The following is a 20,474-nucleotide window of genomic DNA, read 5'->3' on the forward strand; positions in this document are numbered from 1 at the left end:
GATTTGTTCAAGTAAAAGAAGAAAATTTAATCGCAAAAAAGGCGTATTAATTGCGCCAGATCAAGCTCGCCATACGGCCTGTTTGTCCGTCACGGCGATAAGAGAAAAACTGTGATTCTTCAGTAACAGTACAGTGCTCACCACCATACATTTTGACCACACCTAATTGTGCTAATTGCTGACGTGCTAATAAATAGATATCAGCCATGTATTTTTCATGTTTGGCTGTAAAAGCTTGTTGATGCTCTGGGTTTTGTGAGCAAAAACACTCTCTTACTTCTTGCCCGACTTCAAATTGTAAAGGACCAATAGCTGGGCCTAACCAAGCAATAATATCGCTTGCTGGCGCTTGAAAATGCGAAACCGTGTTTGCCAATATACCTTGCGCTAAACCACGCCAGCCACCATGTACAGCAGCGACTTCATCCCCAGAACTCGAGCAAAGCAATACTGGTAAACAGTCTGCTGTCATTATAGCAAGCGGCTGCTTTACTAAACGGGTGTAGAGCGCATCAGCAGAGCGTACTTGGCTTAAGTCAGACTCTTCATCAATCACGACTACATCGCTGCTATGTGTTTGGTTTAACCACACAGCAGGATTAGGCAGCTGATTTGCAAGTAAGGCACGATTTGCAAGCACGGCTTGCTCATCATCACCAACATGTAAACCCACATTAAAACTATCAAAGGGTGCAACCGAAACACCACCCTGTCGGGTGGTACTCAGCGCGCTAACAGAGTTTGGTGCAGTCCATGCTGGTGTGATCATAACGCTTAAAACTCGATATTTGGGTTTGCTTTAGTATCAGCGCGCAAAGCTTCTGTCATAGCTTCCATATCATCTGGAATTGGCGCTTGCCAAGTCATCAGCTCACCAGTGATTGGGTGCGCAATTGATAGCTTAACAGCATGTAATGCTTGGCGTTTAAAGTCGCGTAGCATTTGAAACAGCTCTGGTGTCGCGCCTTTTGGCGGACGCGGACGACCACCATACAGTTGGTCGCCAACTAGTGGATGGTTTAAATAAGCCATATGTACACGAATTTGGTGAGTACGGCCTGTTTCTAGGCGTAAACGTAAGCGTGTATGTGCACGGAACTTTTCTGCAACACGATAATGCGTAACTGCTGGTTTGCCCATTTCGTGCACGGCCATATGAGTACGTTTTGTTGCATGGCGACCAATTGGTTTTTCAACCATGCCACCTGCTGTCATTGTGCCATTACAAATTGCTTCGTATTCACGGGTGAAGTTTTCACGCTTTTGTAATGCAGATACTAGATGTGTTTGTGCCGGAATTGTTTTCGCCACCACCATTAAACCGGTGGTGTCTTTATCTAGACGATGCACAATACCTGCACGAGGCACATTAATGATGTCAGGGTAATGATGTAGCAAAGCATTTAATACCGTGCCATCTGGGTTACCCGCCCCTGGATGTACTACTAACCCCATAGGTTTATTGATCACCAAAATATCATCGTCTTCATAAACGATGTTTAATTTGATATTTTGTGCCTCGTATTCACGAGGGGCTTCGATGGTTGTTTCAACACTCACCGTTTCGCCACCGAGTAGTTTTTCGCGCGGTGTGTTTAATATTTCGCCGTTTACTGTGATTTTATCATCCAAAATCCACGTTTTTATGCGTGAACGAGAATAATCAGGGAACAATTGCGCTAATACTTGGTCTAGACGTTTACCGCCAAGGTCAATTGGAACCTCGGCTTGGAGAGAAATTTGCTCTGACATTAGTAACTTTACCCAATTTACCAGTGCAAGCTGTGCTCGACTGGGTTAGAATCGCTTTAATATAATACGTATAGTTTACTCGGTTTTCCTCACTTGGCCTAGCCGAAGACATCGAAGGTAAGAAATAAAATGATAAATAAAATAGGGAAACGTGCGTTCGCCATAGTTTTTTCAGTATCTGTACTTGGCTTAGGTGCCTGTTCATCAGCACCAGACCAAGAAGATATCCAACGCGTTCCTAATAAATCTGCGCAAGCTTTATATGAAGATGCAAAACAAACATTAGATTCTGGTTTGTATGCTCGTGCAATTGAGCTATTAAGTGCTATTGATTCTCGCTATCCTTTTGGTCCTTTATCAAAACAAGTACAAATGGACTTAGTATTTGCGCATTATCAAGCAGGTAATACTGAGCAAGCACTAGCAACTATCGACCGTTTCATTCGTTTAAACCCAAACCACAAAGATTTAGACTACATGTATTACATGCGTGGCTTGGTAAACATCAAAGCGGATGAAAACGCATTCCAAGAATATTTTGGTGTAGACCGTGCCGACAGAGACGCAAATCGTACTCGTGTCGCATTTACTGATTTATCAACACTTTTAAAGCGTTTTCCTAACAGTGCCTACGCACCAGAAGCGAAAAAACGTTTAGTATGGCTACTGAATAAAATGGCACGCTACGAGTTAAAAGTTGCTGAATACTACTATGAGCGTGAGGCATACCTTGCTGCAGCAAACCGTGGTAAATATGTGGTTGAGCACTACTCACAAAGCAGCTACCTTGATCAAGCACTAGAGATCATGGAAAAAAGCTACAACAAGCTGGGTTTACCTGAGTTGAGCGAACACGCTAAAGCGACGCGAGAAGCTAACAAGCGTTAAAATAGACTAAAAGCAAAAAAGGCGCCTTAGGCGCCTTTTTTAATGTTTGCGGTTAATTTAAATTTGTATTAAATCGCATCTTCATCTTCTTCAGCGGTACGAATACGTACTACACGCTCAACGTCAGTGACAAAGATTTTACCGTCACCAATTTTACCAGTTTGCGATGTTTTAACGATAACATCGATAGCACGGTCAACATCTTCGTCGCTTAATACGATATCTAGTTTTACCTTAGGTAAAAAGTCCACCATGTACTCAGCACCGCGATAAAGCTCGGTATGTCCTTTTTGACGGCCAAAGCCTTTTACTTCACTTACCGTCATACCTGTGATGCCCACATCTGATAATGCTTCGCGTACATCATCAAGCTTAAATGGTTTAATAATTGCTTCGATTTTTTTCATTTTCGGGTTACTTATTATTTCTCGATTGCCTCGATTTTAGACAATCCCATTGCTGATGGCAAACAAAGCTATGAATTACGGTGATTAAATCAGCGATCATGATATTATTAAACAAAGTGATTCAAAATAGAGACAACAATGAAATCATTACAACGGGGTTTTACATTATTAGAGCTGATGGTCACGCTTGCTATTGTGGGTATCGTTGCACTGATAGCACTATGGGATAGCTCAGATATGCTTGAAAATGACCGAGCTGAGAGCTACTTATTAGAATTAAAACGTACTTTAAGTTTTGCGAGGGCAAAGGCGACGAGTAGTGACGAATTAGTTATAGTGTGCGCAGGTGATACAAAAGCAATTGAACAAAATAAATATGTATTTTGTTCAAGGGACTGGAGCCAAGGAAGTGTTTTTGTATTTGTAGATAAGAGCCCAAATGGTACTTTTAACCCTGGTAGAGGCGATATCATTTTGCGCGTTATGGAAGAGATACCTGACAACAGCTCACTTCGTTTTTCTGAATCTAGAGTTATAAGATTTGAAACTAGCGGTATGATTAGAACTGACCCAGGCACATTTGTTTATTGCCCTTCAAAGAGTAGCAATGATAACAATAAAGCCTTATCTATTTCAAAATCTGGCACCGCAATGTATGAAGGAAAAACAACAAAAACATGTGATTAGTCCTATCTAATTGACAAACATCGAGCACCTATTACAGTTAAATAAATAGTCGCAATTTTGGAGTCTTCAAGGATGAAGGCACTTACAACTCTGCGCAGCCTCAATGGGGCAACGTTAATTGAAAGCCTCGTAGTGCTATCAATTTTATCACTCCTGCTGCATATCGCCTTATTTGAATTTAAGCCACTTCTGGCTACAAACCGTTTAGAAAGCAACATGCAAACGGTGAAAAGAGCACTGCAGTTTACTCGCCTAAAAGCGCAAACAAATGATGCCTATGTCACCTTCTGCGCCTTAAAAAACAACAGATGCAACAAAGCTATATGGCACAAATCGTTAACCGTTTTTGTAGACAAAGGCGAACTAGGTATATTTGAAAGTGGTGATACTAAACTAATGGAAATCGAAGCAATAAGTAAGTTTGACATGCTAACATACCCACGTCATGCAGTTACGTTTAGCCCAGCGGGTATGCCGATGGGATTAGGCAATGGCACTTTTATCTACTGCCCAGAATACATAAAAGCAAGCCTCAAAGGGCTTGCAATTAGGGTCAGCCCGATAGGCCGAGTTAGATTAATTGATACAGATAAATGTCAAACTGATAATTGATAAAGCTTATTTACCCCAACAGGTACTTGAGTCAGCAGAACCTGTTGACGTTTTTAAACCTGTATCAGAAATAGACAATGTTGCACATTCAGAATCTTGTAATGGTGGGCCAGATTTAGGTGTTGCCTTAAATGTAAATGTACCTGCATCATTATCTACCTTAACACTAATGGTATAAAAGTTACTTTCTGTTGTCGTAGAAACACCTAAATCAGCAATAGTGCTTGTATATTCACGGTTATCGACAAAGTATTGCTCTTGTTTATTAGCTGCATCTAATAACGAAGTAATTGCCTCAGTTCGAGCGGTACGTTTTACGTGCTCAAAATAACTAGGAATAGCAATGCTAGCGATGATCCCCAAGATAGCTACAGTAATCATCAGCTCGATTAGCGTAAAACCATTATGACTCTTTGTTCTTATAAAGTTCATATTTTAAAAACCTATATAATTGTTTTTTAGAGGAATTACCTCTATTTCTTCTTATCTTAGATGGCTAACAATAATTATGCAATTAAGGCGAGTATTCAAATAGCGACCACATGCTCTGCCTTAACATGTAAGGCAGAGCAGTCACTTAGTGCTTTATTGGCTATTATCGTTTCGCTCTTGCTTATAAATGAAAGTTTGTTGTGTTTTAAAGCCAAAGCCAATAGGCACTGCATCACTTACAAGTTTAATTTTACCATCTTCGATAACTAAACCTGGACCTTGGATCTCCTGTACTTTCAGTGGATTTTGCTCACCTTTGATACCTGGACCAATGGTTAAAAACTGGCTTTGCTCTTTAACCTTTTCATCTGTGTTGTCATCACAGTAACCATCGCTATTACCATCCACACAACTGTCACCTACACCAAAATAAAGTTGAGGAGTATCTGGCACGTCATTCGAAGTAGTAAATTTCAAGCTATCATAAACTTTTGTACCGTAATGTAAGTGGAAAGCGTATAAACTTCCTGAACCACCAGTTAGTGAACACTGATTCGCTGCTTCTGTAGATGAAGCTGGTGTATAGGTTGTGAAATAAGCGACACCACCGATAACTGTACTTGCTGCAAGGGATTTTTCACCTGCAGAAGCTAAATTGTAATACCAACCGTTATACTCACCTAACTCAATTTCTAAGTCAGTAAATTTATCCACGTCGTCCAGTGCATTTCCAAATGGATCAGAATCCATATTCATCAAGTCTGCTTGTGTAATTGCTACGGGTACATCACTACCAAGGAATGGCTGAGTTACCGTATTGATATCACGGATCATGAATAGTTGATCATTGGTAACAGTGCCCGTTGGTTTAGAGCGGTTACCACTACCTATTAGCACAGCATCAAATGGCGTATCAATTCGTGTAGTTACTGTTTCACCATTAACAGATGTTTCTGATACTTTGCTAAACATAGTTCGTGCAATTAAAGGCTTATAGAAAAAGCGGCGATCTTGGGTTGAAAGTGCGCTACCTAAACTTGCTAATTTAAAATGTGTCCATGGGTTTTCTGAATTTGTGGGGCTGTCAGAAGGCATATCAACACGCCACACATCACCGCCTGTATCAGTTGCATACAGCCTGTCAATATAACCATCATAGTCAGAATCTAAGATACTAATATCTGACGCAATACTATGCTTACCTAAAAAGCCATTCTCACTCGGCGTTAATGCCCACACTTTTTTGCCCGTTTGCGCGTCAACAATAAAAATACCACGTCCATGAGTATCGTCTGTACGAATAACATTGTCTTTGTTTGTATCATAACCCGCGCCAAAAATAAGCACTGGTCTATCTTTATAACCATCGAGATTCACATAAGTAACAGAAGGTTTAGACCAAGTTTGCCCTAATTCTTTAAAGTCACCAGTGCCACCTACAATTGGTTGATCCCACAGTAAACTTGGCGAGTCTGGGTTAGTTATGTCGAGTCCGTAGTAGTAATTTCCACCGCGTCTTAAGCCAAAGAATGCCCAAACTCGGTCAGAGCCATTTACTACTCCATCACTATTTTTATCATCAAAGAATACTGAGATTGGCCCGTCAACACCATAAACCTTGGTATCTGCTTGGTTATCACGAAGTGGCTTTATTATTTTATACAAGCTTCTAGGGATAAACGCCCAGCTTTCACTTAGCACATCATTTTTATCTTGGAACATGTGCAAGTAACCGGCATTAGTGCCTATTAAAACTCGGATATCATCATTACCATAATCAATTGTTACAGGTTTTGAATGCAGCGGATCACCAAATATGTCTTTACGTGAATCCGTTGTCGATCCATCTTCGTCTTCATCATAAACATCAAGACCTCTTGACCAATTAATAAGATCTTCAACTTCATCCGCATCAGCTTCAAAATCAACGGCAGCCTTGTCTATAGTCCCGTAATGGAATACAACTCGATAACGGGTAAAGTTAAGCATGCGACCGTTGACATTTGTTAGCACTTTACGCCCCTCATTCGGCACGCTAGAAGAGTTAGACAAATACAGATTTACACCACCTAACTCAACTGAATTACCATCAGCGCTTTCACCGCTCGGTAACCAAAAGGTTTTCGCATCTTTATCGATTAAACCATCTTCATTTAAAGCAGGCTTACCATCTCTATCGATAATTTGATCGCCAGATACTTTTAGCTTTTTCAGATTTCCGCGCCAACGAGCCCCTGTTTTAGGATAAAACATCGCATAATAAATTGATTCGCGGCTGCGTGTTTGGTCAACATTATTACTTGCTATAGATGGCGCCGTGAACGTATCGTTCACTTCTCGAATTTGAGTAATCGTATTTTTAAGGGCTTCAGAAAGTTGCTCTGCAGTATTGGCATGTAGGTACTTACCGCCACCTTCAGCTGCCGTTTCAGAAAGTAAACGTTTACCATTATCACTCATACCAGAACCAAAACCTATGGTATAGACACGACCTGTTTCATGGATGTCTGTCGTCGTTGGCCTTAAATCTACCTCTACATCATCAGTACCGTGAATGATTTTTGCAAGCTTGTGTAAGTACACCCCGGCAATTTTATCGCTATCACTTAAATAACTACCAAAATACGATTTGTGTAAAGCACTAATATTAGAGTCTTGTTCATTATCAGAGCCAGCTGATGGGTCACCGTCTGTCATATAGATAATGTTAACTGAGTTATCACAGCGTTTTACTTCTTCAGTATTATCAAACGGTGAAATGTATGAATAGGTATATTCAATGCGAGGCTCGTACCAACAAACTCTTCTCCGCCCCTTACCTGAGCACACCTTAACTGATGTCGTATAAGGCGTTCCTCTTTCTATTGTGGTATCACGTAGTGCGGCATTAACTTTTTCGCCGTAGAAAAGGCTTTGCCCAGTAATGTAAAGATAGGCTTCCCAAAGCGTTTCGGTCAGTGGTGTCCCGCCATCGGCTGGAAGCCCTGCAATTGTGGACTTTAAGGCTGATATATCTGAACCAATGCCTGCAAGTACATAGCCACCATTGGTGCTGTTAAAACGCATTAAGCCAAAATCAATGTCATCGTTACCATCAACCAGTTTAGTGATTGCATCTTGTGCAACGCCTAAACGGCTATCTCTACATAAAATATAACCACCTGAGTAGCCACAACTGTTACCGGAACTAGTCGAAAAAGCCATACTTCCAGAAGTATCGAATACAATTAATACGCGAGGTTTCTCATCGAGATCAACATTATGATTTACATAAAGCTCTATATCTTCTGCTGAACTAGAAAAGCTAACCGCAGCAAAGGCACAAAGAAGTATCCTGTTTACTGTTTTACTAATTTTCATTACTTCTCCCGTCACCTTAATGCTATTAATTTAGCGATTAGCTTTGTTATTGCCGAACTTCTGCTTTGTGATTTTCTGCAGCAGTTGAAAACCTTAACAGTGCGATAAATTACAACACCCTTATGTTTGAGTTGCTGCAATACTTATACAGAACCATAARAAAGGCTAAAAAGCATTTTATAAAATTCAAACACACTATAATTATTATAATAAAAAGCTACTACTATTCCACACTTTTCTTATCTAAATTAATAATAAAAAAAATAATTAGAGCATAAAATAGAAATAAGAAAAAACGACCGGAAAAATAATCCTGAATGGGTTGGTAAAACAGTGGAAATAAAAATAAAAGTATAAAATAAACAGCAACTTAATAGAGAATGAAAATATTAACTTAATATAGAAAAAACACTGACAATGAGTTCACCCAAGTTAAGCTTATAAAACGGGTGACTGAGAAAATAAATACTCAAAAACTCATAAAACCAGTGTTCAAAAAAGGATGTTATTTAATCTAGTGACTTCTGTCGTTCTTTTCTTTTTTATATATGTAAGTTTGTTGAACTTTAAAACCAAGAGGTTCATCACTCACTAATTTTATCTCTCCATTTTCAATAGTTAAACCGGGTCCATTTACCCCTTTGACTTTAAATGGGCTTTCTTCACCTACGATTTTGGGTCCAACAGTCATAAATTGGCTTATCTTTATTTGCTCAATTTCACCTTCGTAGTCATCACAATAACCATTGCCGTTTGTATCTTTACAGCTGTCAGTTTCGCCAAAAAAGAGTTTTGGGGTGTCTGGTACATCTGTGCCTGTCTTAAACTTCAAGTTATCATATATTTTTGTACCGTAATGAAGGTGAAATGCGTATAGGCTTCCGACACCACTTACAACCTCACATTCATTTACCTTATCTTCTAATGAAGGAGGAGTATAACTTGTAAAATAAGCAACCCCACCAATCACAGTACTAGCTGCCAGAGACTTTTCACCTGCAGACTGAAGGTTGTAATACCAGCCTTTAAACTGGGCTAACTCAACCTCAAGTTTGACAAATTCATCAACCTTATCAAGTACTTTCCCGAAAGGGTCTGAATTAACATTCATTAAATCAGCTTGTGTAATATGATCAGGTGCATTACCGATGAAAGACTGTGTAACAGTGTTTTCATCTCGAATCATAAATAATTGATCGTTAGTTTCTAAAGATGTCGGTTTTGCTCGGTTACCACTACCAATTAACACTGCATCAAAAGGAGTATCTACACGTGCCGTAATTACTTTACCATTAATCTTTGTTTTTGAGACTTTGCTAAACACACTTCTTGCAATAGTTGAGTTATAAAAGAAACGTCTATCTTGGCTCTTACCCTCACCACCTAGGCTCGCAAATTTAAAGTGGGTCCAAGGTTGCTTTGCATCCTTCGGGTTGTCAGATGGCAAGTCAACACGCCAAACATCTCCTCCAGTGTCAGTAGCGTATAACCTGTCAATAAAGCCATCATAATCTGAATCTAACAGACTGATATCTGAGGCAATACTGTGTTTACCCTTGAATCCATTTTCTGATGGCGTTAAAGCCCACACTTTATTACCCGTTTCAGCATCAACGATATAAATGCCCCGCCCTTTAGTATCGTTACTACGATTCGAGTTATCTTTATTTTGGTCATAACCTGCACCAAAAACTAACAGTGGGCGATCTCTATAACCTTTTATGTCAATATACGTTACTGAAGGCTTAGACCAAGTTTGTGCTAACTCTTTAAAGTCTCCCTGCCCACCAACTATTGGCCCTTTCCACATCAATTTAGGTGAATTTGGCTTTGTAATATCCAAGCCATAATACTCAGTTCCACCTCGTCTTAGACCAAAAAACACCCAAACTCTGTCAGCGCCATTTACAACACCATCATTATTTCCATCATCAAAGAAAACCGACATAGACCCATCTATACCGTAAACTTTAACCCCTTCTTTATTATCTCGAAGAGGTTTAATAATTTTATACAAGCTTCGGGGTATAAAGGCCCAGCTTTCCTTGAGTACATCATTTTTATCCTGAAACATATGCAAATAGCCTGCATTGGTCCCAATCAAAATACGTACGTCATCGTTGCCATAATCGATTGTTGTTGGCTTTGAGTGAAGCGGATCTCCAAAGATATTTGGACGGGTATCATCGGTTGAACCATCACTATTTTCATCATCCACATCGCGGCCTCTAGACCAGTCAATAAGATCAAACACTTCATCTGGATCAGACTCAAAATCCTCTGCAGCTTTAAAACGATTTCCGTAATGGATAATGACCCTATAGTCAGTGAATGGAAGCATTCGACCACCAGAGACATTTGTCAAAACCTTCCTGTCTTTATTCGGTATGCTTGATTGTTGAGATAAATATGAATTGACTCCTCCATATTCAACAGCATTGCCGTCAGCTTCACTACTACCGTCTGGCCAAAAGGTGTGAGCATCTTTGTTTATTTGCCCATTTTCATCTAGTGCTAGATTACCTTTAAAATCAACGATAGTATCACCCGATACTTTTAATTTTTTCAGATTGCCGCGCCAGCGTGCGCTGGTACTTGGGTAAAACATTGTGTAGTATAATGAATCTCTACTACGTGTTTGATCAGCGTTATTCGAAGCCACCGAAGGGGACGTAAAAGTTCCAACTTCAGCCCTAAGACCATTAAATGTTTGCTCTAAAGAATCAGCTAATTCTTTTGGGTTTTCTGCTTTGAAGTAGCTTCCCCCCCCTTCATTCGCGGCCTTTTTTAGTAATGCTTCACCTCTTTCTAAAAGCCCATTACCAAAACCTATTGTATTGATAAATACCTTGTCTTTAATCTTCGCCGTTTTTGGAAATATGTCTATGTCCACATCATCTGTGCCATGCATAACTTTAGCAAGGGCTGCTAAGTAGCTGTTTGCATTGTAATCATCAAGGATAGGCGTTGCGGGCTTTCCAAAAAATTGCCGGTGCAACAAATCTATTTCATTATTTCTAGCATCATCAAAGTAAGGGGAACCATCGGTAATAATTAAAACATTCACACTGTTATCACAACGTTCATCTTTTGTGAGTCTAGAGTCAAAAGGAGAAAGATATTTTTTACCAATTTCTGCCGAAGTATCGCGCAACGAAGGATCTATAACGCTTGCAAAATCAACATTTTGCCCAGTTAGGTACATGTATGTTTCCCACAATGTTTCAGTAATAGGCGTGGAACCACCAGCAAACGTATCGCTTATAATTGATTTTAACTTTTTATGCTCTGTGCCAACTTTGGCTCTAAAATACCCGCCTTGATTATGCGCAAACCTCACAAACCCGTAATCAAGGTCTGGGTTATTATTTATTGTTTTTATGATTGTATCTTTTGCTACCTTCATCCGGCTGTCAGGACATGGAAACCAATAACGATCGGTCGGGTGAAAACATTTGTCTCCTGTATTAGCAGATTGCATCATGCTTCCAGATGTATCTAAAATAAATATTACACGACCTTTTTCTGTAAGGTCTTTATCGTAATTAACATACAGCTCTATATCATCGGCATAGCTTTTGCTATCCAAAAATAGAGAGCAAGCGACTGAAAGACAAAGTAATAAATTTAGACTTTTCATAGCGACCTTCTTATCAACCACCCGTATTCAGGCTCGCCATTTCCTGGGCAACCCCTGTTGTAATCGTCAAAGTATGCTTACTTTTAGTGCCATAGGTAATGGTGGTATCAACTTGAACCATGTTGCAGGAGATACCTGCAGTGAAGTTAAATTTACGCGGACAAGGTAAATCAAGAACACCGTTATTTAAATTTGTCATCGTATTGGTTGCGTCGCCAACCTTTCCCATTGCATAGCCACCATCAGGAATTTCTGCCGCTTTCATTAAAAATGCACTGTCGCCACCCGCGGCAGCTTCGTTTGCAATAACTTGCTGAACAGTTCCTATTAATTCATTTTCTGCTGTTTCTCGCTCTTGGGCTGCATTAGTAATTTTAATATCTATGCTACTACTACTCATCAAAGAAACGGCAATACCTGTAACAGCTACCACCATAATCAAAGCAACGATTAACACCACCCCTTGTTGTTTCTTTTGCAAGGTTAAATGCGCCATAAATTTGCTCCAACATTGTTCAAGCGGATAGTGGTCGTAAATAGTGCGCGTCGGTAGTTATCGTCAAATGTAAGAACGCGGCTATTTGCGTCTTCACCCAATGTATAAGTTTGATTTTTTGACTTAAGGTTTGAATCTGGTAAAAGCGATCTCACAAGTAAGAATACTTGCACTGTCAAAATACCACGGCGATTTTCCCAATCAGTGTTGGTCATCTGGCTGATACTTTTATATGTATCAACACGACTGTTATTTGTAGTATCAAGACCAAACACAAAGTGCATATTTTCTACCCCTTCCATAACCGTTTCAGTTGTCATGCCCCCAGAAGGAGTCAAGCGTTTACGTCTAAGTAAAGGAACAGACACTCTTTGATCATTAATGGGGTAGGTTTGCTTTGTTATGTAATAAACATGATGTCGATAGCGCCAAATCGTTGCATTAACATTTACAGCTGCTGCCGCGATTGGGCCGCGCTGAAACTCAGCAAGCTCTTGCTCGGCGATAAAATAGTAATACTTATTATTGGTTTGATTTGGCCTTATCTGTAGCCCTTCTAAAAACTTAATTTGTAAAACATCTGTGTTTTTTTCAACATTAGTAATACAGCCAAGTGCCGTGCTAGTGGTTGTTTGCACTGCATAAACAGAGCGAAAGTTACTGGTTGCAGCTGTATCTGGAAAGCTGCCATTATTAAGGCCTTCTGAACAATCATTGCCAGGATTTCCTAAACTGTTTGTATTTGCATCTGAGAAAGAGTCTTCATAAAACGTGCCCCAAAAACCAATCTGTTCAATATCACGTTGCATGATATTCATAGCCAGTCTGCCAGTTTCTTGTAGCTCACCAATTGTCATCGTGTCACGAGTTGTTGATTTCATGCTTATATAGGTAAACATCACCCCGCCGAGCACCACACCTCCGATGAATAAAGCAACCATCATCTCGACGAGAGTAAATCCATTATGCTTTTTCATATCAAGACCTTAAATAAATATAGCTTTGTAGAACAATCAAACGTCGCTTATCGCCTTTAGAACCACAATCAATTGCAGCTGTATCTTTATTAGCACTAAGTTCTTGACGGCCTTGCCAACTGATCACAACCTCAATATTAAATTCGTTAGCATTGCCTGCAGCAACGGGAGTACTATTAATGCACACAGTTGCATCGTCTAAAGCGCCGGTGTTTTCACGAGCCTGAATTGCACGCACCCACTGTTGTTTATCTAATTCTGCCAATTGCTGAGCACTACATGCTGAGTTATAGCAACTCAAACTCGTGTTTAGAGCTGTATCACTATCGAAAGTGCCATTGTATAACGCAGCAAAGCCAGGTGAGTCATTCGCTCGCATACGCTGGATAATGTCATTACCAAGTGCCACAGCAGCTGCACGCTGCATTGAATCAAAGCTAGCTTGTTTTGCTTTAGCTTGTAAGGCCACGGCACCCAATAAACCAAAACTCAAAATAACAAAAGCAATAAGCACTTCAATAAGCGTAAAGCCGTTCTGCTCAGAATGTTTAATCATGGTGAAGTTCAATGATACTTTTACATACCGTAAGAGTATTACGACACAAATAAATAACAACCTGTATATGGACAAGCGGTCATAATGCGCGATAAACGGCACTTTAACTTTCTTCAGAACCAAGTCGCGAATAATAAAGAAGCTGGGACTTTAGGAGATAAGCTGCTGTATTGAGAATTTTTATTATTTACCCATTACAGCTTTAACATTTTTAAGCTCTCGGCGACTAACTGCCAAAGGCTCCTCAAACTGCTTCATCGTAACTGTATGCCTACCTGAAGATGGGCTATTAAGGCTAACAATATGTTGCTTATTCACAAGTGTATTTCGGTGAATTCTAAGTAGCTGCAGCGGATAGGTTTGCTCTAGTTGCTTTAAACTTTGCTCAACAAGTGCCTCACCTTCAAAAAACACTACTCGGGTATATTTTTGCTCTGCGATACAGCAAACCACATCATCTACATTGACTCGTCGTATTACACCTGCAAGTTGATAACTAATGTAGTTATTTTCGGGGGCGGTTACTTGAGTACGGTTTAATTTACTCAGTTGCGTCATTGCTTTGGTTAATGCCTGCTCAGACACAGGTTTAACTAAATAGCCATCAACAGCGAGCTCAAATGCAGTTAGAGCATGTTCTGAATGGGCCGTTAAAAACATAACTGCAGGCGGGATCGAAAACTGTTTTAGCTCTGCGGCCACTTCAAGGCCAGACTGCTTAGGCATATTAATATCAAGCATCACTAAATCGGGCTGTAGTTGCTTACAAAGTTCAATTGCTTGCTCACCATTACTTGCTTCACCAACAATAGTGCAACCCTCGTTTGCAGCTAATAAACGTTTTATACGTGCCCTTGCTAGTGGTTCATCATCAGCAATCAAAACTTTTATCATGCATCCCTCTGCTTTGGTATTACCAGCTTCACTCTAAATACATCATCACGAATTGTGGTCGTCAGCTGTGCTTTTTGTTGATAGAAAAGTGCCAAACGTTGGCGAATATTATCCAGTGCCATCCCATTTCCTGTTCGTGAGTTATTCACTTCTGCAGCTACAGGATTCGTTATAATAAAGGTATAAGCTTTATCCGACTGATGCATTTCAACAGAAATATTGCCTTGTTCTGCTGGCTCGACGCCATAAAATACCGCATTTTCAATAATCGGCTGTATTGTTAAACACGGAATATCAATGTCTGGCAACTCGTCAGGTAATTGCCAGCTTAATGCTAGGCGTTCGCCATAGCGCCAACGTTCAAGTGCCACATACTGCTGGCACAAAGTGATTTCATCAGCAAGCTTTATGGCTTTACCGCTGCGCATTGCGGCCTGTGACAGCGCCGCCAGCGCTAAAATTGCTTGTTCAGCCGCGTCAGCATCGTAATGGGTAAGCTCAGCAGCAGTGTTTAAACTATTAAACAAAAAGTGAGGGCGTATTCTTGCTTGTAATGCATCAAGTTCAGCCTGCGCTAACGCTTTCGTTTGTTGCTCTTTTTGATTATGAATAAGCAAAAATTGGCTGAATAGCGCCGTTACCAAAAATATGATCAGTAAATTGCTGACAATAAAGCTAGCCCTCGACTCCATAGGGAACACATCTGAAAACACTGACAAAAACAGCCAGCTAAAAACATACGTTAATGCCAGTAACGTGAATATCAGAATGAATAGCTGCTTTGAATGTGACAGCTTTGTAAGTAAGGCCCGGCACACATACAGTAACGACAAGCTTGATAGAAAAATTAGATGTAAAAAGCAGCTAAATATAGCAAGGCGTGACCAAACATCACCTAAACTCATGGGTGAGAAGGCGAGCAAAATAGCGATGACTTGGCTGACGATCAGTGTGGCAAGGACACCGCGAGATTGAAAAAGAGCCGCAATCAGCAAGCCGTTAGAATTAGGCTGTTTGCTCATGGGCTCCTCTTTTAATTGTTGACTACTATTTGCTTAGATTAGCGTAGCTCAACAGGAACGGCAAATACTATGTTCTCTTCTTCACCAGGATTTTCAACAACTTGATTGCCACCCAATTCTTTTAGACGAGCAATTACTTGTTGAACTAAAACTTCTGGTGCAGATGCACCCGCAGTCACACCCACTGTATTGACACTGTTGAACCAATCCGCTTCAACATTACTCGCATCATCAATTAAATAAGCAGTGGTGCCCATTTTGTCAGCAAGTTCACGTAAACGATTTGAGTTAGAGCTATTTTTAGCCCCTACTACAAGCAGCACATCCACTTTATCTGCTAAGTCACGGACTGCATCTTGACGGTTTTGCGTAGCATAACAAATGTCATCTTTACGCGGGCCATCAATTGCCGGAAACTTAGTACGAAGTGCATCAATCACATCTGCCGTATCATCTACAGATAACGTCGTTTGGCTACAGTAAAACAGGTTTTCAGGGTTTTTAACCGTTAGGCCAGCAACATCTTCAGGGGTTTCTACTAAGTAAATACCACCCGCTTCGTTGTCGTACTGCCCCATTGTGCCTTCTACTTCAGGATGACCATGGTGACCAATTAACACGCATTCAGTGCCTTTACGACTTGCGCGTGTTACTTCCATATGTACTTTTGTCACAAGCGGGCAAGTGGCATCGAACACTTTAAGGTCGCGGCGTTTTGCTTCACTACGTACTGCCTGCGATACACCATGCGCACTGAAGATAACAATGCTGTCGTCAGGAACCTGATCTAGCTCTTCAACAAACACAGCACCGCGATTTTTTAAGCCATCAACAACATATCGGTTGTGAACGACTTCATGGCGCACATAAATTGGCTTTTCAAAGATATCCAGTGCACGCTCCACAATGCTAATTGCACGGTCTACACCTGCACAAAAGCCACGTGGATTCGCTAATAAAATGTCCATTAACCTGTTACCTCTAAAATATCAACTTCAAAGGTTAAGCGCTGCCCTGCAAGAGGGTGGTTAAAGTCAATCGTGACTGAGTCACCTTGAACTTCACGAACAAGACCCGGAAGCTCAGTGCCATCAGGCTGAGTAAAGGCAATGATATTACCTACTTCAGCAGGAGTGTCTGAACCAAACTTGCTGCGATCAACATAATAAATGTTATCTGGATTTGGCTGACCAAATGCATCTTCTGGCTCTAATGCAAATGACTTACTGTCACCAGCCGCTAAACCGAGTAAACACTTTTCAAAGTTTGCTGTCAGGCTACCATCACCCATTCGCAATTTTGCAGGTTTATTATGTACCTTAGTTGAATCGGCTGCTGAGCCATCTTCTAACTTAATTGAGAAATGAAAGATCACTTCAGAGTTTTCACCAATTACAGCTTGGCTCATGCTTGTTGCTCCTTAGGACTTTCGCCTGTGAAGGCATCAAATAAAAGTAATGCGGCACCGATACAAATTGCACAATCGGCAATATTAAAAACAGGAAAGTGCCAGTTTTCGTAATATACATGCAGGAAGTCAATGACATAGCCATAAGCGATGCGGTCGTATAAGTTGCCAATCGCACCGGCTAATACTAACGCATAAGCAGAACATAATACTTTATTAGACGCTGGTAAGCGTTTCAGCCACCACACTAAAAGCACACTGATCGACACTGCAATCAAACTAAAGAACCAACGCTGCCAGCCACCTGAATCACTTAAAAAGCTGAAGGCTGCACCATAATTATGTACATAAGTGAAATTAAAAAACGGCAGAATATCAATCGACTCTTCGTAGGCCATGGTACTAACGACAAGTGATTTTGTCGCATAGTCTACTACCAAAAGTAATAGACTAAGCCATAACCAAACCAAGCCACTTTTTCCGGCTAGTTTGCTCACAAACAACTCCTATGCGAACTGACGCTGTTCACCATCGCCATCAACATTGCTTACACAACGGCCACAGATCTCAGGGTGAGCAGGATCAGCACCTACATCATCACAGTAATGCCAACAACGCTCACATTTTTCAGCGGTTGTTGCAGCAACTTTAATGTATAAGCCATCAATTTCTGTAGCTTGTGTATCTTCTGGCTGTGCTGTCACAGTTTCAACGGTTACGCCTGAAGTTAATAGTACAAAGCGCAGTTCATCACCTAATGCAGCTAATTTCGCGCTTAGCTCTTCACCTGCATAAATGTTTACGTTTGCTTGTAGAGTTGCACCAATAACTTCTTCTTTACGAGCTGCTTCTAGTACACGGTTTACTTCATCACGCACGTTAAGGATTGTTAACCAATCCTCGTTGCTGAATTTACCTTGTGAAGAGGCTTGCAAGCCATCGTACCACACTGAAGTGAATACAAATTTGTCACGCTCACCTGGTAATGCTTCCCAGATTTCTTGCGCGGTGAAGCTTAAGATCGGTGCCATCCAACGCGTCATTGCTTCAGCAATATGGTAAAGCGCAGTTTGACATGAACGACGCGCGTGGCTGTCGCTTTTCGCTGTGTATTGACGATCTTTGATTACGTCTAGGTAGAACGAACCAAGCTCACCAGTACAGAAGTTCATTAGCTTTTGCGTTACAAGTAGCATTTGATACTTGTCGTAAGCCGCTAAGATTTCATCTTGAAGTTCAGCTGCACGGCCCACAATCCAACGGTCAAGCTCAACCATGTCTTCAATAGCAACTTGATCAGTTTTTGGATCAAAACCATTTAAGTTCGCAAGTAAGTAACGGCTCGTGTTACGAATACGACGATAACGGTCTGCTGAACGCTTAAAGATTTCATCAGATACAGTCATTTCAGCTGTAAAATCAGTTGATGCAACCCATAAACGTAAGATGTCAGCACCTAGTTTGTTCATCACGTTTTGTGGCGAAATTACGTTGCCTAATGATTTAGACATCTTGCGGCCATTTTCATCAACCGTGAAACCATGTGTTAGCACTTGCTTATATGGCGCATGACCATTAATAGCAACCGATGTCATCATTGACGACATAAACCAACCACGGTGTTGATCAGAACCTTCTAAGTAAAGATCAGCAGGACCGGTTAAATCTTCACGTGCATCAACCACACATGCGTGAGTCACACCTGAGTCAAACCATACATCTAGCGTATCTTGTACTTTCATGTATTGCTCAGCGTCATCGCCAAGTAAGGTTGCTGGATCTAAGTCATACCAAGCTTGAATACCTGATTTTTCAACCAATTTCGCAGCTTCTTCAATTAGCTCTTCGGTATTCGGATGAAGCACACCAGTGTCTTTATCAACGAATAATGCAATTGGCACACCCCATGTACGTTGACGTGAAATACACCAATCAGGACGGCCTTCAACCATGTTTGCAATGCGGCTCTCGCCCCACTCAGGTAACCACTCAGTCTTTTTGATTTCGCTTAATGAATCTTGACGAAGGTTAGCTTGGTCCATACTTACGAACCACTGTGGCGTAGCTCGGAAGATAATAGGTGTTTTATGACGCCAGCAATGTGGATAGCTGTGCGTAAGCGCATGATGATGCAATAACGCATTGTTTTCAGTTAATACGTCAATAACGCTCGTATTCGCTTTAAATACGTGCTGGCCTGCAAACATTGGTGTGTCAGGTAAGTAAACACCGTTAGCACCAACCGGATTAGCTACTTCTAAACCATAAGCAAGACCTGCCGCGAAATCCTCTTGACCATGACCAGGTGCGGTATGAACAACACCAGTACCAGAATCAGTCGTTACGTGATCAGCAACAATCACAGGCACTGTGAAGTCATAGAATGGGTGAGCAACTTGTAAGTTCTCAAGTGCAGCACCTTTTACATAACCGAGTACGTGGTAATGTTTGAAGCCATAACGGTCCATAGCATCTTTAACTAGCTCAGAACCTAAAATTAGACGTTGCTGTGCACCTTCATCATCAATTTGAACAAGAGCATATTCAAGCTTTTCGTGAACCGCTACTGCACGGTTAGCTGGTAATGTCCAAGGTGTTGTCGTCCAGATCACTGTACTAACTGCACCTGTACCTTCATGGCCTTCAGCAAGTTCAAACGCATTAATTACAGCATCTTGATCAGCAAACTGAAAACGCACATCGATTGCTGGAGACTGTTTATCTTGGTATTCAACTTCCGCTTCAGCAAGTGCTGAACCACAATCTGTACACCAGTGAACAGGCTTAGCACCTTTGTGTAAGTGACCATTTTTAATGATGCGACCAAGTACACGAATTGCATTCGCTTCAAAGTCAAAGTTCATTGTTAAGTAAGGCTTGTCCCAGTCACCAAATACACCAAGACGTTTAAAGTCTGTTTTTTGACCTTCGACTTGTTTTTTTGCGTATGCGCGACATTTTTCACGGAACTCAGCAGCAGACACCTTCACGCCTGGCTTGCCTACTTTCTTTTCAACCATTAATTCAATTGGTAAACCGTGACAGTCCCAACCCGGCACGTAAGGTGCGTCGAAGTCAGACAAAGTTTTTGACTTAACAATAATATCTTTAAGAATTTTGTTTACCGAGTGGCCTAAATGGATATCACCGTTTGCATACGGAGGACCGTCATGCAAAATGAAGGTTTTTTTACCTTTTTTAGCGCTGCGAATTTGACCGTAAAGATCGTCTTCATACCATGTCTTAAGCATCTTTGGTTCACGTTGTGCCAAATTGCCGCGCATTGGAAACGCTGTTTCCGGTAAATTCAAAGTATGTTTGTAGTCGCTCATTAATCCTACTT

The 20,474-nt window shown here is 40.9% G+C and carries 18 protein-coding genes; 3 read left to right on the plus strand and 15 right to left on the minus strand.

Annotated features, from left to right (window positions below; translation table 11 throughout):
- Nucleotides 1-46: 46 nt before the first annotated feature.
- Nucleotides 47-769: a peptidoglycan editing factor PgeF gene (gene pgeF, locus AOG26_RS07600; protein WP_054561896.1), complete on the minus strand. Its 723-nt coding sequence runs from the start codon at nt 767-769 to the stop codon at nt 47-49.
- Nucleotides 770-774: 5 nt separating this feature from the next.
- Nucleotides 775-1,752: a 23S rRNA pseudouridine(1911/1915/1917) synthase RluD gene (gene rluD, locus AOG26_RS07605; protein ID WP_054561897.1), complete on the minus strand. Its 978-nt coding sequence runs from the start codon at nt 1,750-1,752 to the stop codon at nt 775-777.
- Nucleotides 1,753-1,881: 129 nt separating this feature from the next.
- On the opposite strand from rluD, the gene AOG26_RS07610 reads away from it, so the two are divergent.
- Complete coding sequence (locus AOG26_RS07610; RefSeq protein ID WP_054561898.1) at nt 1,882-2,640, plus strand: outer membrane protein assembly factor BamD; 759 nt, start codon at nt 1,882-1,884, stop codon at nt 2,638-2,640.
- Between the two features lie 68 nt (nt 2,641-2,708).
- Here the strand turns inward: AOG26_RS07610 and AOG26_RS07615 are convergent, their stop codons facing one another.
- A complete protein-coding gene (locus tag AOG26_RS07615; protein WP_054551748.1) occupies nt 2,709-3,047 on the minus strand; it encodes a P-II family nitrogen regulator in 339 nt (112 codons plus the stop codon).
- 138 nt (nt 3,048-3,185) lie between these two features.
- Between AOG26_RS07615 and AOG26_RS07620 the strand changes: the two genes are divergently transcribed.
- Together AOG26_RS07620 and AOG26_RS07625 are read left to right on the plus strand one after the other, a co-directional pair.
- Complete coding sequence (locus AOG26_RS07620) at nt 3,186-3,734, plus strand: GspH/FimT family pseudopilin (RefSeq protein WP_054561899.1); 549 nt, start codon at nt 3,186-3,188, stop codon at nt 3,732-3,734.
- Nucleotides 3,735-3,806: 72 nt separating this feature from the next.
- Nucleotides 3,807-4,346, plus strand: coding sequence for a GspH/FimT family protein (locus tag AOG26_RS07625; protein ID WP_054561900.1), 540 nt, complete (start codon nt 3,807-3,809; stop codon nt 4,344-4,346).
- Nucleotides 4,347-4,352: 6 nt separating this feature from the next.
- Here the strand turns inward: AOG26_RS07625 and AOG26_RS07630 are convergent, their stop codons facing one another.
- The 12 genes from AOG26_RS07630 to ileS form a co-directional block, all read right to left on the minus strand.
- Complete coding sequence (locus AOG26_RS07630; protein ID WP_054561901.1) at nt 4,353-4,778, minus strand: type IV pilin protein; 426 nt, start codon at nt 4,776-4,778, stop codon at nt 4,353-4,355.
- Nucleotides 4,779-4,931: 153 nt separating this feature from the next.
- Nucleotides 4,932-8,138: a PilC/PilY family type IV pilus protein gene (locus AOG26_RS07635; protein WP_054561902.1), complete on the minus strand. Its 3,207-nt coding sequence runs from the start codon at nt 8,136-8,138 to the stop codon at nt 4,932-4,934.
- Nucleotides 8,139-8,652: 514 nt separating this feature from the next.
- Nucleotides 8,653-11,778: a PilC/PilY family type IV pilus protein gene (locus tag AOG26_RS07640; RefSeq protein WP_054561903.1), complete on the minus strand. Its 3,126-nt coding sequence runs from the start codon at nt 11,776-11,778 to the stop codon at nt 8,653-8,655.
- A gap of 13 nt (nt 11,779-11,791) precedes the next feature.
- Complete coding sequence (locus tag AOG26_RS07645) at nt 11,792-12,274, minus strand: hypothetical protein (protein ID WP_054561904.1); 483 nt, start codon at nt 12,272-12,274, stop codon at nt 11,792-11,794.
- The gene (locus AOG26_RS07650; protein ID WP_054561905.1) at nt 12,262-13,251 is read right to left on the minus strand and encodes a PilW family protein; all 990 of its coding nucleotides are present in this window, start codon (nt 13,249-13,251) and stop codon (nt 12,262-12,264) included. Before AOG26_RS07650 ends, AOG26_RS07645 begins: the two co-directional genes overlap by 13 nt.
- A 1-nt stretch (nt 13,252) precedes the next feature.
- Complete coding sequence (pilV, locus tag AOG26_RS07655; RefSeq protein WP_054561906.1) at nt 13,253-13,807, minus strand: type IV pilus modification protein PilV; 555 nt, start codon at nt 13,805-13,807, stop codon at nt 13,253-13,255.
- 183 nt (nt 13,808-13,990) lie between these two features.
- Entirely contained in the window at nt 13,991-14,701 is a 711-nt protein-coding gene (locus AOG26_RS07660) for a LytR/AlgR family response regulator transcription factor (protein ID WP_327077991.1), read from the minus strand.
- Entirely contained in the window at nt 14,698-15,723 is a 1,026-nt protein-coding gene (locus AOG26_RS07665; RefSeq protein ID WP_054561907.1) for a sensor histidine kinase, read from the minus strand. The genes AOG26_RS07660 and AOG26_RS07665 overlap by 4 nt, the downstream gene beginning before the upstream one ends.
- A gap of 38 nt (nt 15,724-15,761) precedes the next feature.
- On the minus strand, nt 15,762-16,691 hold the full coding sequence (ispH, locus tag AOG26_RS07670) for a 4-hydroxy-3-methylbut-2-enyl diphosphate reductase (protein ID WP_054561908.1): 930 nt from the start codon (nt 16,689-16,691) through the stop codon (nt 15,762-15,764).
- Complete coding sequence (fkpB, locus tag AOG26_RS07675; RefSeq protein ID WP_054561909.1) at nt 16,691-17,131, minus strand: FKBP-type peptidyl-prolyl cis-trans isomerase; 441 nt, start codon at nt 17,129-17,131, stop codon at nt 16,691-16,693. The genes ispH and fkpB overlap by 1 nt, the downstream gene beginning before the upstream one ends.
- Nucleotides 17,128-17,628, minus strand: a complete 501-nt coding sequence (gene lspA / locus AOG26_RS07680) for a signal peptidase II (RefSeq protein ID WP_054561910.1) — start codon at nt 17,626-17,628, stop codon at nt 17,128-17,130. Before lspA ends, fkpB begins: the two co-directional genes overlap by 4 nt.
- A 9-nt stretch (nt 17,629-17,637) precedes the next feature.
- The gene (ileS, locus tag AOG26_RS07685; RefSeq protein WP_054561911.1) at nt 17,638-20,463 is read right to left on the minus strand and encodes an isoleucine--tRNA ligase; all 2,826 of its coding nucleotides are present in this window, start codon (nt 20,461-20,463) and stop codon (nt 17,638-17,640) included.
- Nucleotides 20,464-20,474 lie beyond the last annotated feature (11 nt).

The sequence above is a fragment of the Pseudoalteromonas sp. UCD-33C genome (assembly GCF_001306895.1).
Taxonomy (GTDB): Bacteria; Pseudomonadota; Gammaproteobacteria; order Enterobacterales; family Alteromonadaceae; genus Pseudoalteromonas.